Origin of the sequence: Mycolicibacterium austroafricanum, from assembly GCF_902705885.1 — a bacterium.
GTDB lineage: Bacteria > Actinomycetota > Actinomycetes > Mycobacteriales > Mycobacteriaceae > Mycobacterium > Mycobacterium vanbaalenii_A.
In genome coordinates, this window is record NZ_CACSIP010000024.1 from 74,302 (window position 1) to 86,361 (window position 12,060).

General features: G+C 62.0%; 16 protein-coding genes and 2 pseudogenes. 11 read left to right on the forward strand and 7 right to left on the reverse strand.

What is annotated here, in order from left to right; translation table 11 throughout:
- Positions 1-13: 13 nt before the first annotated feature.
- Together BEMPMBAN_RS17385 and BEMPMBAN_RS17390 are read right to left on the reverse strand one after the other, a co-directional pair.
- The gene (locus BEMPMBAN_RS17385; protein ID WP_234897538.1) at positions 14-277 is read right to left on the reverse strand and encodes a hypothetical protein; all 264 of its coding nucleotides are present in this window, start codon (positions 275-277) and stop codon (positions 14-16) included.
- A gap of 78 nt (positions 278-355) precedes the next feature.
- The gene (locus tag BEMPMBAN_RS17390) at positions 356-1,654 is read right to left on the reverse strand and encodes an acyltransferase family protein (RefSeq protein WP_159232298.1); all 1,299 of its coding nucleotides are present in this window, start codon (positions 1,652-1,654) and stop codon (positions 356-358) included.
- 51 nt (positions 1,655-1,705) lie between these two features.
- On the opposite strand from BEMPMBAN_RS17390, the gene BEMPMBAN_RS17395 reads away from it, so the two are divergent.
- The 4 genes from BEMPMBAN_RS17395 (at position 1,706) to BEMPMBAN_RS17410 (ending at position 3,681) form a co-directional block, all read left to right on the forward strand.
- Positions 1,706-1,963, forward strand: a complete 258-nt coding sequence (locus BEMPMBAN_RS17395) for a hypothetical protein (RefSeq protein WP_234897540.1) — start codon at positions 1,706-1,708, stop codon at positions 1,961-1,963.
- 22 nt (positions 1,964-1,985) lie between these two features.
- Positions 1,986-2,351 carry a hypothetical protein gene (locus BEMPMBAN_RS17400; protein WP_159232301.1) on the forward strand — a complete coding sequence of 122 codons (366 nt, stop codon included), beginning with the start codon at positions 1,986-1,988 and terminating at the stop codon, positions 2,349-2,351.
- A 363-nt stretch (positions 2,352-2,714) separates the two neighbouring features.
- Positions 2,715-3,068, forward strand: a complete 354-nt coding sequence (locus tag BEMPMBAN_RS17405) for a hypothetical protein (RefSeq protein ID WP_159232303.1) — start codon at positions 2,715-2,717, stop codon at positions 3,066-3,068.
- Between the two features lie 220 nt (positions 3,069-3,288).
- A complete protein-coding gene (locus BEMPMBAN_RS17410; RefSeq protein WP_159232305.1) occupies positions 3,289-3,681 on the forward strand; it encodes a PASTA domain-containing protein in 393 nt (130 codons plus the stop codon).
- Positions 3,682-3,712: 31 nt separating this feature from the next.
- Here BEMPMBAN_RS17410 and BEMPMBAN_RS17415 read toward each other — a convergent pair whose 3' ends face one another.
- The 5 genes from BEMPMBAN_RS17415 to BEMPMBAN_RS17435 form a co-directional block, all read right to left on the reverse strand.
- Complete coding sequence (locus BEMPMBAN_RS17415; protein WP_159232307.1) at positions 3,713-3,958, reverse strand: hypothetical protein; 246 nt, start codon at positions 3,956-3,958, stop codon at positions 3,713-3,715.
- 175 nt (positions 3,959-4,133) lie between these two features.
- A complete protein-coding gene (locus BEMPMBAN_RS17420; protein WP_159232309.1) occupies positions 4,134-4,277 on the reverse strand; it encodes a hypothetical protein in 144 nt (47 codons plus the stop codon).
- The gene (locus BEMPMBAN_RS17425; protein ID WP_159232312.1) at positions 4,274-4,903 is read right to left on the reverse strand and encodes a Maf family protein; all 630 of its coding nucleotides are present in this window, start codon (positions 4,901-4,903) and stop codon (positions 4,274-4,276) included. Before BEMPMBAN_RS17425 ends, BEMPMBAN_RS17420 begins: the two co-directional genes overlap by 4 nt.
- Positions 4,904-4,964: 61 nt before the next feature.
- Positions 4,965-5,246, reverse strand: a complete 282-nt coding sequence (locus tag BEMPMBAN_RS17430; RefSeq protein WP_159232314.1) for an acyl-CoA carboxylase subunit epsilon — start codon at positions 5,244-5,246, stop codon at positions 4,965-4,967.
- A gap of 42 nt (positions 5,247-5,288) precedes the next feature.
- The gene (locus tag BEMPMBAN_RS17435) at positions 5,289-6,914 is read right to left on the reverse strand and encodes an acyl-CoA carboxylase subunit beta (protein ID WP_159232316.1); all 1,626 of its coding nucleotides are present in this window, start codon (positions 6,912-6,914) and stop codon (positions 5,289-5,291) included.
- A 203-nt stretch (positions 6,915-7,117) separates the two neighbouring features.
- Here BEMPMBAN_RS17435 and BEMPMBAN_RS32695 point away from each other — a divergent pair, with 203 nt between their 5' ends.
- The 7 genes and pseudogenes from BEMPMBAN_RS32695 to BEMPMBAN_RS17460 form a co-directional block, all read left to right on the forward strand.
- Positions 7,118-7,339 (forward strand): hypothetical protein, encoded by a 222-nt coding sequence (locus BEMPMBAN_RS32695; protein ID WP_234897541.1) that lies wholly within the window; start codon positions 7,118-7,120, stop codon positions 7,337-7,339.
- Entirely contained in the window at positions 7,340-7,735 is a 396-nt protein-coding gene (locus BEMPMBAN_RS33180; protein WP_234897542.1) for an endonuclease/exonuclease/phosphatase family protein, read from the forward strand. It begins immediately after the preceding gene.
- 30 nt (positions 7,736-7,765) lie between these two features.
- Complete coding sequence (locus BEMPMBAN_RS33185) at positions 7,766-8,110, forward strand: hypothetical protein (protein WP_425294985.1); 345 nt, start codon at positions 7,766-7,768, stop codon at positions 8,108-8,110.
- A gap of 212 nt (positions 8,111-8,322) precedes the next feature.
- The gene (locus BEMPMBAN_RS17445) at positions 8,323-8,748 is read left to right on the forward strand and encodes a hypothetical protein (protein ID WP_159232318.1); all 426 of its coding nucleotides are present in this window, start codon (positions 8,323-8,325) and stop codon (positions 8,746-8,748) included.
- A gap of 232 nt (positions 8,749-8,980) precedes the next feature.
- Entirely contained in the window at positions 8,981-10,699 is a 1,719-nt protein-coding gene (locus BEMPMBAN_RS17450) for a DUF4012 domain-containing protein (protein WP_159232339.1), read from the forward strand.
- A gap of 130 nt (positions 10,700-10,829) precedes the next feature.
- A pseudogene (locus BEMPMBAN_RS17455) lies at positions 10,830-11,840 on the forward strand (YveK family protein); the annotation flags it as partial.
- Positions 11,841-11,921: 81 nt separating this feature from the next.
- Positions 11,922-12,060: pseudogene (locus BEMPMBAN_RS17460) on the forward strand (IS3-like element ISMyma8 family transposase); the annotation flags it as partial.

Consider the following 12,060-nt stretch of genomic DNA (forward strand, 5'->3'; position numbering starts at 1 on the left):
TGGCGGGCGACCGTCACAGGTGCGGGGCCTGCTTGATCGGGGTGTCTTGATTGCCCGCCACCTGGCAGTAGGTGGTCACCGACAGTCGGGTTCCGCTGAGTTCGGCATTGCCGGGCTCGTTCTTGCCTTCGTCGGTGAGCATCTTGGTAATCGTCTCGTTCTGCTCCGCTTCGTCGAAGCCGACGAAGTCGCCACAGCTGGTGTCGCCACCCTCATTGGTGATTTCTTCGACTTGAGAACAGCCGCTGAGCACGGTCATGGCGGAAACAGCGGACACCAGAAGAATTTTCGCACGAGTCATGGACCCACTTGTTGCCCAGTCGTCACGTCGGCCAAACCTGGGGCGAGGGAACTGTCAGCGCGCCTGAACCAGCGCGGCGGGCAATTGGTGGGCGGCGGGTTCGTAGGCGTCGGGCCGCATCGCGTAGCTGATCAGTGCGACTGCCACCAGACCCAGTGCCGCCACGGCGGCCACCTTGGTGGACAACTCGGGCTTGAACAGGCCGTGGCGCATGGCGTCTCGGGCGTCGCGGATCGCTTCCGGACCGGCGTAGCGCATCGGGATCTCGACGAAGTGGTAGCACGCGATCGCCAACCCGAAGCTCAGCGCCAGCACGCAGACGTAGAAGTAGACGCTGGTCGCCATCATCGTCGTCAGGAAGATGATCACCGGCCAGTGCACCAGGTACAGCGCGAACGAGATGTTGCCGAGGTAGGTGCTGGCCGGGTTGCGCAGCGGCCACTGCAACTCGGGTTCGGTGCCGACGCCGGCCGCGACCACCATGGCGGCGCCGGCCACCGGCAGCAGCGCCCACGGGGCCGGGAACCCCGCGGTGTCGTCGCCGATCAGGAACATGCTCGCGACGATCACCGCCAGGCCCGCCCAGGACAGCAGCGGCCGCAGCAGGTCCGGCACCGTGGCCAGCCCCGCGACCGCGGTGGCCAACAGGGCGCCGACACCCAACTCCCACACCCGGGCGAAGGTCCCGTAAAACGCCCAGGACGGTGACGTCGCGGTGAGGTACAGCGCCCACGCCAGGGATGCGGCGACGACGACGCCCATGATGCCGCCGGCGAGCAGCATCCAGCGGGTCCGCGACCACGCCTTGCGGATGACGATCAGGGTGGCCACGAAGATCAGAGCGGGCCAGACGAGGTAGAACTGCTCTTCGATCGACAGCACCCAGAACTGCTGCACCGGCGAAACCGATTGGGCTGCTGAGAGGTAACCCGCGCCGTCGGCAGCAAAGTGCCAGTTCGCCACGAAGAAGAACGCGAACAGCGCGTCGATGCCGACTTCACGCGCGCCGGGCGGCGGCAGCACGTAGATCGACGCGACCCAGGTGGCGAGCAGGACTACCGTGGCCACCGGGACGATGCGACGCACCCGGTTCCAGTAGAAGTCCCGGAATGCCACCGCTCCGTTCTGCTCGGTGTGGCGCAGCAGGCTGTCGGTGACGAGGAACCCGGAGATGACGAAGAAGACGTCGATGCCGACGAACCCGCCCTGCGGCCAACCGGTCAGGTGGTAGGCGACGACCGCCAACACCGCGACCATCCGCAAACCCTGAATGTCGAGACGAATGTTTGCTCGTTCTGCACGGCGACGTCGGCGCAGCGACGATTCTCGATAACGGTCAATGACAGTAGTCATTTTTGAGCCCCCCGGCAGAAATGTTCTGGTGTGTCAGATCTTCGCTCGATCTTGACGATCGTGCACGCCGGCTACGCATTTGTGAGCTGTGTCACGTTGATTGAAGCTGGGGGTGACGACTGGGCACGCCCGATCCGCGGTGGCTGCGTGGTTCCTGCGTCGTTCCTGTTGATTCGCTGGGGATTTCAGCGCTTGGGCTGCTGCGGCCTTATCGTTACTGGCGATCAGTTGATTGCTCGGCGCACATCGAGGTCGCCGAAGGGCGCCGGCTCCGACCGCGGAAAACAGCAACTGCTGCAAGGCTTTTGAACTTCATCTCGAGGAGTGGGCGATGAACAAGCGAATCATCACGACGGTAGCGACGACATGCGCCGTGGCGGCCGCGACGATCGGGGCCGCAGGCCCCGCGGCGGCGGCGCGGGACGGCATGATCTACACGCCGGGGTCCAACGACATGTCCTGGGTGATGCCCGACGTCGACGGAATGGTGCTCAAGCACGCGATGATCACCGTGCAGCACGTCACCGAACCGGTGGTGCTCGACATCAGGACCGTGGCGAGAGGTTCGCAACCGGTGATCAACCAGGAGGACTGGGTGGTGTGCGGGCAGTCGCCGAAAGAGGGCGCCAAAATTTCGCACGAAACGCTGAAGGTCACCCTCGCCGTGCAGCGACCCCACGATGAGAGCTGCGCGTAGGTCGTTACATGTCTGAGGCAATCGCAGGATGACCAGGTAGAAGACAAGCGAATCGGACTGACGGCCCCCGGTAACGCGCATCTTCGCCCGCTTAACTGTTGGAGAAATCACTAGGCAATTGCCAGCCAGAGAATGCAACTTTGATATGAAGTCGTTTCAGGGCGTAGTTGCGTTGCTGACAAGACGCGGGAGTGGTTGACCGACATCGTGTCCGCCAGCATCATTGGCTTGACGGGAGCGTCAACCGGGAGCCAAGCTTCGGTATGCCGCGGTCTAGCAACGTGGCCTCTGTAAACGTCGCCGACGGACATCGAGGATGCGCTACAGTTCGGCCGGGGTCGGTTTTCGTTCGAGGGGGCAAAGATGCAGAAGAATTTGGGTGTCGCGGTCGCGAGCGTGTTCGCTACGTTCGTTATGATGGTCTTTTCTGCCGGGTTGGCGAGAGCGGCAAACGAGCCGGAGCCTGTCGGGGAGATGCCTGACGTCAAGGGAATGTTGCTGAATCAGGCGCTTGGCATGGTCTCCGAGATCACCGGTCCTTTGGACTTGGATGTCCAAACGGATGACACAAAAGGCAGCCGTGAGCAGATCAATGACGCCAACTGGACTGTCTGTTGGCAGTATCCAAAGCCGGAGGCAGACCTGCTGCTGTACCAGTCGAAGGTCACCGTTGCGTTCGGTGTGAGGCGCTCGACCGACCCCGATTGCTGGCAATAGCGGCCGTCAGCGATGGCCGCAACACGCAGCAAGTCACTGTTGCATTGGGCTGCATCTCCCGCCTGGTGGCGCGCGGTGGTGGGAGTTGCGTGTCTATTGCCTTTAGTGCACGAATATCCGGCGGGATTCAGCGATTTCGAAGCGTGTGAGTGACTGGCGGAGATCTCGGCGAGACTGCTTCGTGACCAAACCTGGCGAGTTACTACGCTATCCTGCAACCATGATTCACAATGGTGTGAAAGCGACCCCGGCGTGGACCCAGTTCTTTGTCTTGGTTGTCGCGACGTGCTCGACGTTTGCATCTGCTGTCGGGATCGCGGCACCGGCAGTGGCGGTGCCAGAAGCGCCAATGCCTCAAGCTCCTTCAGAAGTCTGGGTGATGCCAAACGTACGAAACATGGTGCTAAGTCAGGCCATGAAGGCCATACGGGACGTGACCGGACCCGCGGAGTTGAATCTCTCCGTGCTTGATAGAAAGAACGGCCAGGCGGTGATCAACCAGTCCAACTGGGAGGTGTGTGCGCAGGGTCCGTCCGCTGGAAATCAGATTTCCCAGAAGACCAAGAGGGTCATCCTCTACGTGAAGCGGTTCAACCAGCGCACTTGCACGTAGTCCGTCTAAGCGCTATGCCGAATCGTGATGGCTACAGGTGTGGTGCTTCCTTGATCGGGCTGTCGTGGTTGCCCACCACCTGGCAGTAGGTGGTGACCGACAGTCGAGTTCCGGAGTGTTCGGCGTTGCCGGGTTCGTTCTTGCCTTCGTCGGTGAGTATCTTCGTGATGGTCTCGTTCTGCTTTGCTTCGTCGAAGCCCACGAAGTCGCCGCAGCTGGTGTCATCGCCCTCGTTGGTCACTTCTTCGACCTGGGAGCAACCGCTGAGCACGGTCATTGCGGCAACGGCGGACACAGCACAATTACTTTGGCGCGGGTCACGCGTGACCTGTTGCTAGTCATCGCTTCCGCCAAACCTGGGCGTACGTCGGCAGTCGATTGATCAGGCTGCGGACGGCGGGGTCAGCAATCGCTGGTGGCACGCTGATTCGCGAATCTGTCTGCCAGCCAAGTCAATCGCCCGGTGTCATCGAAGTCGTGGTGGCCTTTGCCCGGGTCGAACTCTCGTACCACGGTTCCGCCCATAGCGCAGGCGCGGTCGAGGTCAGCAGCACAGCCAGCGTGGTGACGGGCGCACAGCCGAGTCGTGCGCTCATCGCGTCCACAACTGCGCCACTGACAACCCGGCGTTGCGCAGCATGCGCTGCAGCAACGGCAGGCTCAACCCGATGACGTTGGACGGGTCGCCTTCGATCCGTTCGATGAACCAACCGCCGAGACCGTCCAGCGTGAAGGCGCCGGCAACGTGGACAGGTTCGCCGCTGTCGACGTAGGCAGTCAGTTCCTCCTCGGAGGGACGGCCGAAATGCACGGTGGTGCTGCCGGTTTCGCTGTCGGTGTGGGTGATGACGCCCGCCGAGATCCGCAGCAACGCATGCCCGGTCAGCAGGTGACCGACGGAACCCGCCATCGACCGCCACTGCAGGCGCGCGGCAACGGCCGAGCCGGGCTTGCCGTACAGCTCGCCATCCCGGTAGAGCAGCGAATCGCAGCCGAGCACCACGCAATCAAAGGCCACGTCCTCGGGCAACTGCGCGGCGACGCTGACCGCCTTGGCGTTGGCGAGTTTGGCCACCACCGCCTCCGGCGGCGTGTCTGGTTCCAGCGAGGCGCGCAACGCATCCTCGTCGACGTCGGAGACGACAACCAGTGGATCGATGCCGGCCTGCCGCAGCACCCGCAGCCGGCCCGACGACGCCGAGCCCAGGACAACCGTGGTCATAGCTGATGTTCTTCGCGCAAGCGGCTCATCTCTGTCGTCTGCTCTTCGCGCAAGCGGCTCATCATCGCCGCATGTGGGTCCGTTCCAGCAGCGTGACCCGCTGCCAACTGGAGGTGTTGTAGCGCAGCTTGTCCACCGGGTGCCCCCACATGTTGAGCTCTTGGGGGCCGGCTTCGCCAGCGGAACCGCCACCGGCACCGGCCAGCACGGTCACCAGCGCGGCGATCTCCTCCACGGTGGGTGCGCCCTTGACCACCTGGAAGTGCGGGTCCGGGGCCGGCGGATCATCGATCGTCATGTCGCGCGGGTCGGAGACCTCGACGATGTCGGCGTTGTGTTCCATGAGGCAACGTCCTTATCTGGGAAGCAGATTCGAGCGGCGGGCTTACAGCGGGATGTTGCCGTGCTTCTTGGGCGGGGTCTGGACGACCTTGCGTTCCAGCAGCCGCAGCGCGGTGCCGATGTAGCCGCGGGTGTGCGAGGGCGGGATCACCGCGTCGACGTACCCGCGCTCAGCGGCGATGTACGGGTTCACCAAGGTGTCCTCGTAGGTCTGCTGCAGCTCCAAACGCAGCGCGTCGACGTCCTCGCCGTTCTTGGCCGCCTCCTTGAGCTGGCCGCGGTAGACGAAGCCCACCGCACCGGAGGCCCCCATTACCGCGATCTGAGCGGTCGGCCAGGCCACGTTGACGTCGCAGCCCATGTCCTTGGACCCCATCACGCAGTACGCGCCGCCGTAGGCCTTGCGGGTGATGACGGTGATCTTGGCGACGGTGGCCTCGCCGTAGGCATACAGCAGCTTCGCGCCGCGGCGGATGATGCCGTTGTATTCCTGCTCGGTGCCGGGCAGAAAGCCCGGCACGTCGACGAGCATGACGATCGGGATGTTGAAGCAGTCGCAGGTGCGCACGAAGCGCGCGGCCTTCTCCGAGGCGTTGATGTCCAGGCAGCCGGCGAACTGGGTGGGCTGGTTGGCCACGATGCCGACCGGGCGGCCGTCGACGCGGCCGAACCCGACGATGATGTTGCCGGCGTATCCGGCCTGGACCTCGAGGAACTCGTCGTCGTCGAGGATGCGGGTGATGACCTCGTGCATGTCGTAGGGCTGGTTCGGCGAATCCGGAATCAGCGTGTCCAGCTCGACGTCCTCGTCGGTGAGGCTCTCCTCGATCGGGCCGGGGTGCGGCGCGGGGTAGCGCGGCGGCTCGGCGTAGCTGTTGGGCGGCAGGTAGCCCAGCAGGTCGCGGACATAGTCCAGCGCGTCCTGCTCGCCGGAGGCGACGTAGTGCACGGTGCCGGATTTGGCCATGTGGGTGTGCGCGCCGCCGAGTTCCTCCATCGTGACGTCCTCACCGGTGACGGTCTTGATGACGTCGGGTCCGGTGATGAACATCTGGCTGGTCTGGTCGACCATGATCACGAAGTCGGTCAGTGCGGGGGAGTACACGTGCCCGCCGGCGGCGGCGCCCATGATCAGCGAGATCTGCGGGATGACGCCGGAGGCCAGGATGTTGTTGCGGAAGATGCGGCTGTAGAGGCCGAGGGAGACCACACCCTCCTGGATGCGGGCGCCGGCGCCGTCGTTGATGCCGATCAGCGGGCGGCCGGTCTTGAGGGCCAGCTCCTGGACCTTGACGATCTTCTCGCCGTACACCTCGCCGAGAGACCCGCCGAACACGGTGGCGTCCTGGCTGAAGATGCAGACGTCGCGGCCGTCGATGGTGCCGTAGCCGGTGACCACGCCGTCGCCGGTGGGCCGGTTCTTGTCCAGGCCGAAGTTCTTGCTGCGGTGCTTGGCCAGCGCGTCGAGTTCGACGAACGAATCCTCGTCGAGCAGCGCCAGGATGCGTTCGCGGGCGGTCAGCTTGCCCTTGGCGTGCACCTTCTCCACGGCGGTTTCGCCGACCGGGTGCAGCGCTTCCTCGGCGCGCTTGCGCAGGTCGGCGAGCTTCCCGGCGGTGGTGTGGATGTCGATCTCGTGCTCGGCTTCGGGCTCAGTCACGCTGGTCATAAGAGTCGATGTTATCGGCGCGGTATTGCGATGTCGCGGGTGGCCCTTAGAAGTCCCTTAGAGAATATCGGTCGATGTGTTTCGGAACCGCTCCCGGCACGCCGAGTTGATAGCCTGCCGTCACCGCAGGCGGCGACACATGGGGAGGGGCGCGCCTCATCTCTGGCAGGAATCGCAGGCCGCGCCGCAGGCGCGGCCACTGGTTGGCGGTACTGCTTCTGACCTATGCGACCGTCACCCTTGTCGACTGCGCGCTTCCGTTGACCAACAACATCGCGTTGCTTGTGGCAGTGAGCGCGCCGTACGCCGTGGTCCTCGCCGCGCTCGAGCTGGTGATATCGGTGCTCGGCCGGCGCGCCGTGACGTCAGTGCTGGCAGTGGTGGTGTTGGCCGCTACTCTCGGTGTCCAAATACGTTGGTACTAAATGGGACAACCGCAGCCGATGGTCTGCGAGCATGTCGAATTGCGCGTACTGTCATCGAACCTGCGTGAAGGGCGGGCCGATATTGCGTCGTTCACCGACCTGGCTCGAATCAGTGCAGATGTCATCACCCTGTCCGAGCTCACCCCGGACTGGGTCCAGCGGTTCTACGCCGCAGGCATGCGCGACGACTTTCCGTACTCGGTGTTGGTGCCAACACCCGGCGCCGGCGGATACGGACTGTGGAGTCGTTACCCGGTAGAGGTGATCGCGCCGCTGAGGGGTGGAAGCATGGTGGCGGCCAGGGTCGACATCGGTGCCGTGCAGATCGAACCCATCGTCGCCAGCGTGCACATCATGAACCCGTTGACCTTCTACGGCAGGGCTTTCGACGAGTGACGGGCCGGCATCAGCGCCGCGAAAGATCGGATGGAGAACCTCGCTGCAGAGGCGGGGAACGGTGCCGTCATCGTCGCGGGAGATTTCAACAGCACGCCCGACATGCACCAATTTCGACAACTGCTGACCAATGGGTACAGACGGGGTCGCGCAGACCGGCTCCGGGCTGGGGCCGACGTATCCCTCGTATCCGTTCACACTTCCTCTCATCACCATCGATCACGTCGTGACGCGCAACGCCTCGGTGTCCTCGTTGAGAACGTTTTCTCTTCGCGGCACCGATCACCGGGCACTGCTAGCCACTGTCCAGATCCCCGGGAAAAAGCCATCATGCTGAGCAAACGGTTGATCGGACTATTGCCAGCAAATACATGAGAGGAGTTTTCGGAAAGCCGTCCGGGGTGGGATAAAGGTGTCCCCGCGCGCACCCAGAAGGCAGTCGCTGACAAGGCAGACTCGCTGGTCGTAGGTTTTTCGGATATTGCGGAGAAAGTTGCGCGGATACGGCCATTTCGGTTGACAGGGTGCGGGGAGTCTGCGAAGCTCACAGCAACATCAAGGGAACACACCTTCTTGGGGGGAAACTAATGAATGCCATCGCCGCCAAATTTCAGGTCGGTGCCGCCGCCCTTGCGCTCGGGGCAAGTGCCGCTTTTGCACCTGTCGCTGCAAACGCCGCTCCCGTGGTGGAGGCCCCGGCTGCCCCCGTGCAGGTGATGGGCGACCTCGCGCAGGCGCCAGGAGATTTCATCTGGTTCTTCCAGGTCTCCTCGGTGCAGATCGCTGCCACCATGACCAGGAGCGCCACGTTCTGGACCGACACCACGATCGCCATCTACGAAGCAAAGTTGGCGAGGAACCCCGATTCGATCTTCGCGCCGTTCTACCAGAACAGGATTGCGCAGCTGAACGTGCAGCGGGCGGCATTCGGCGCCCTCTCTATCAGCGCTTGTAGGGATGGCGAAGGAATCTCGGCAGGACCCTATGGAACGGTGACTCGGGGCCCCTGCTAGCGGACCGCTGCCCGCTAGGAAAGTCATCTAATTCATGGTGTTGAAGCCTGCACGTCGCGCTGTCGATGTGCAGGCTTCAATCTGTCACAGGAAACTCTGAGTGCCACTTTTTCCGCGACGCCGACCTGATCAATATCCAGACTCCGATGAGACTGAAGCGGACTATGACGGGGGCCGAAAGCGGCTTCCTGGGTTCGTTCGTAGCCGCGGATTCCTCTGGGGACTCGGCGTGCTGGTACTCGTCGTCCTCGGTTTGGGTTGCTGGGTGGTGATTGGCGCATTCCAAGCGAAGTCGAATCTCGAGCAAGCTCGCGCGAGTGCCCAGGATGCCAAAAACGCACTCCTAGAAGGAAATACCGAAGCCGCGTCAGAGTCGGCCGACGATGCACTTGTGCAAGCGCAGGCGGCCCGCGATGCCACTCACTCCTTGGCGTGGAATGTCGTCTCTGCAGTGCCGTGGCTGGGCAGTCCCTTCAAAACTGGCCAGCAGGTCACCGATGTAGTCCTCGGCCTGGCATCTGACGTTCTCCGGCCCGCAGCCGACGTCGGCATTGCGATCTCCCCCGAGCGGCTGTACCGAGATGGCCGAGTCGATGTCGATCTACTTCGCAATGAAGAACCTCAACTCAGAGAACTGTCTGCGAATGCTACCCGTCTGAATGGCGAGGCCGCCGCGATCACCGATCCCCGGTATGTGTCTCTAATGAGCGACGCCCGTTCCGAACTCCAAGCCCAGATTTCCGACATCACTTCGGTGATCGAGAACGCCGCCTTGGCTGCGCGGCTGGCGCCGTCGATGATGGGCGCAGACGGGCCACGCACATATTTCATGGGCTTTCAGACCAATGCCGAAGCGCGCGGGACTGGAGGACTGCTGGGCGGCTATGGCATCCTCCGGTTCGACAACGGCGTACCGACCGTCGACACCTTGGCTCCCAACACCGACCTGGTTGATGCAGTTGCACCAGTCGAACTCGGGCTTGATTACGACAAGCAGTATGGGTATGCGCAACCCTTCACGGACTTCCGCAATAGCAACCTGAGTCCGCACTTCCCCTACGCCGCTCAGATATGGAAGGCGATGTGGGCTGAGCAGACCGGCATGGAAGTGGACGGCGTCGTTGCGATCGACCCAGTGGCGTTGAGTTATATCTTGGGTGCTGTCGGGCCGGTGACAATGCCGGACGGCGAGATTGTTTCCAGGGACAATGTTGTCGAACTGACTGAATCGACCGCCTACAGTAGGTTTCCGGCGGATCAGCAGGCGGAGCGCAAGCAGTACCTACAGGATATCGCCAGCGCGGTCGTCACAAAGATGACGGGACCGGTGCAGTCGCCTCGGCAATTGCTCGACGCGTTGGGTAAGGCGCTCAGTGAACGGCGCATAGCCATCTGGAGTGCAAATCCGGAAGAACAAGAGCTACTCGAACAGACACCTCTCGCGCACGTGATCCCCGAGGACCCGGCGCCGTACGCGGGCGTCGTGATCAACAATCTCGGCGGAAACAAGCTTGATTACTATCTGAAGACGCAGATTGAATACGCCGCTGACGAATGCGAAGGCGAAACACGTGCATCGACGGTGACTGTGAAATTGACTAACACAGCTCCCGAAGACTTGCCGGATTACGTAGCGGGCACCGAAGGTCTGTCCCCCGATCTACGGATTGCGGTTCCGAAGGGCACAAACATCACGTCGGTGCGTCTCTTCGCCACCGAAGGGGCGGAACTATCAAGTGCGATCCTCAATGGTGAGCGGGTGCCGGCAATCGTAAATACGGAGCGCGGGCATCCGGTCTTCGAGGTGCAGGTCATTATCCCGCCCGGGCAATCGGCCGATATCAGCTTTCAGCTGTCGGAGCCTACGACCCCAGGCTCACCCCAGGTTCCAGTTCAGCCCTTGGTAGACACAGTTAACCCCGTAGTATCGGTGCCCGTGTGTTCGAAATAGCCGAAAGGTGCCCGGTGACGGACACGTGCAAGAGATCCGCATTGCGTAGCCAGGTAAGTATGTGCGCGGTCGCATCATCGAATTGTCGAACCCTTGGGGCAGGTCGACGGGTGTTGAAGGGGTGGTGGCATTGAACTTGCAAGCCTTTGTGAAGGCGCTGCGGTCGCGGTGGATCACTGTTTGCGTGACGGTACTCGTTGCAGTCTTGGGCGCGGGCTTATTGACCCTCCTGACGACGCCGTTGTATCAGGCGTCTACGAGACTGTTCGTGTCGACTGCGTCGGGCACATCTGTAACGGATATCTATCAGGGCAACAGATTCTCTCAAGAGCGGGTTATTTCCTATACCGAACTTCTTATGGGGCAAACGCTCGCCCAGCGGACCGTGGATAAGCTGGGCCTAGAAATTAGCGCCCCCGCATTGCAGGACCGAGTTAATGCCACGTCGAAACTCGACACCGTTCTAATCGACGTGACAGTTCTAGATGAGTCCGCTATACGGGCGCGCGACATCGCGAATACTCTTTCGGACGAGTTTGTCGTCTTGGTACGTGAGTTGGAAACCCCAGAAGATGGGGACACTCCTGACGCGCGCGTGATTGTTGAACAACGTGCATCGATCCCTGATGATCCCGTGGTACCCCGAACAATCCCGAACCTTCTCACTGGGCTCGCATTAGGCGTGATATTAGGGATTGGACTTGCAGTCCTTCGTGATGTGTTGGACAACACCGTGAAGGATCGCGAAAGCCTCGAGGAAACGACTGGTACAGCCATCGTTGGGAGCATTCCTCTCGATAAAGACCGCCGTAAGCAAGCCGCTATATCGTTTGACAACGAAAATTCGCCAATCGCTGAGGCCTTTCGAAAACTTCGGACCAACTTGCAGTTTCTTGCGGTCGACAATCCGCCGCGCGTGATCGTCGTTACTAGCTCGGTACCCAGCGAGGGCAAATCCACAACAGCCATCAACGTGGCGTTGGCGTTGGCGGAAGCCGATCACAACGTAGTCCTTGTCGATGGTGATCTGCGGCGCCCAACGTTGCATAGGTATCTCGACTTGGTTGGAACAGTGGGATTCAGCACCGTCCTTAGTGGCGGCGCAACGCTTGACGAGGCATTGCAAAAGACACGGTTCCCAGTGAGGTGAGCCCGTCGTAGTGGTCCAGTTGTTGTGCGACTCTGTTGCCCAGGTGTTTGGGCAGGAAGAATCGACGACGACATGGCTACGAACAAACGCCGGCGGCATACGCCGGATCAGATCATCCGCAAGCTGGCCGAGGGCAATAAGCTCCTCGGAACCGGCCAGGAGCTGGCCGAGGTGTGCCGACACCTGGAGATCACTGAGTCGACGTGGCATC

Coding starts and splice junctions, on each gene's coding strand:
- BEMPMBAN_RS17390 (WP_159232298.1), bottom strand. CDS start 1,654: ATGACTACTGTCATTGACCGTTATCGAGAATCGTCGCTGCGCCGACGT.
- BEMPMBAN_RS17400 (WP_159232301.1), top strand. CDS start 1,986: ATGAACAAGCGAATCATCACGACGGTAGCGACGACATGCGCCGTGGCG.
- BEMPMBAN_RS17405 (WP_159232303.1), top strand. CDS start 2,715: ATGCAGAAGAATTTGGGTGTCGCGGTCGCGAGCGTGTTCGCTACGTTC.
- BEMPMBAN_RS17410 (WP_159232305.1), top strand. CDS start 3,289: ATGATTCACAATGGTGTGAAAGCGACCCCGGCGTGGACCCAGTTCTTT.
- BEMPMBAN_RS17415 (WP_159232307.1), bottom strand. CDS start 3,958: ATGACCGTGCTCAGCGGTTGCTCCCAGGTCGAAGAAGTGACCAACGAG.
- BEMPMBAN_RS17420 (WP_159232309.1), bottom strand. CDS start 4,277: ATGAGCGCACGACTCGGCTGTGCGCCCGTCACCACGCTGGCTGTGCTG.
- BEMPMBAN_RS17425 (WP_159232312.1), bottom strand. CDS start 4,903: ATGACCACGGTTGTCCTGGGCTCGGCGTCGTCGGGCCGGCTGCGGGTG.
- BEMPMBAN_RS17430 (WP_159232314.1), bottom strand. CDS start 5,246: ATGGAACACAACGCCGACATCGTCGAGGTCTCCGACCCGCGCGACATG.
- BEMPMBAN_RS17435 (WP_159232316.1), bottom strand. CDS start 6,914: ATGACCAGCGTGACTGAGCCCGAAGCCGAGCACGAGATCGACATCCAC.
- BEMPMBAN_RS33180 (WP_234897542.1), top strand. CDS start 7,340: ATGGGACAACCGCAGCCGATGGTCTGCGAGCATGTCGAATTGCGCGTA.
- BEMPMBAN_RS33185 (WP_425294985.1), top strand. CDS start 7,766: ATGGAGAACCTCGCTGCAGAGGCGGGGAACGGTGCCGTCATCGTCGCG.
- BEMPMBAN_RS17445 (WP_159232318.1), top strand. CDS start 8,323: ATGAATGCCATCGCCGCCAAATTTCAGGTCGGTGCCGCCGCCCTTGCG.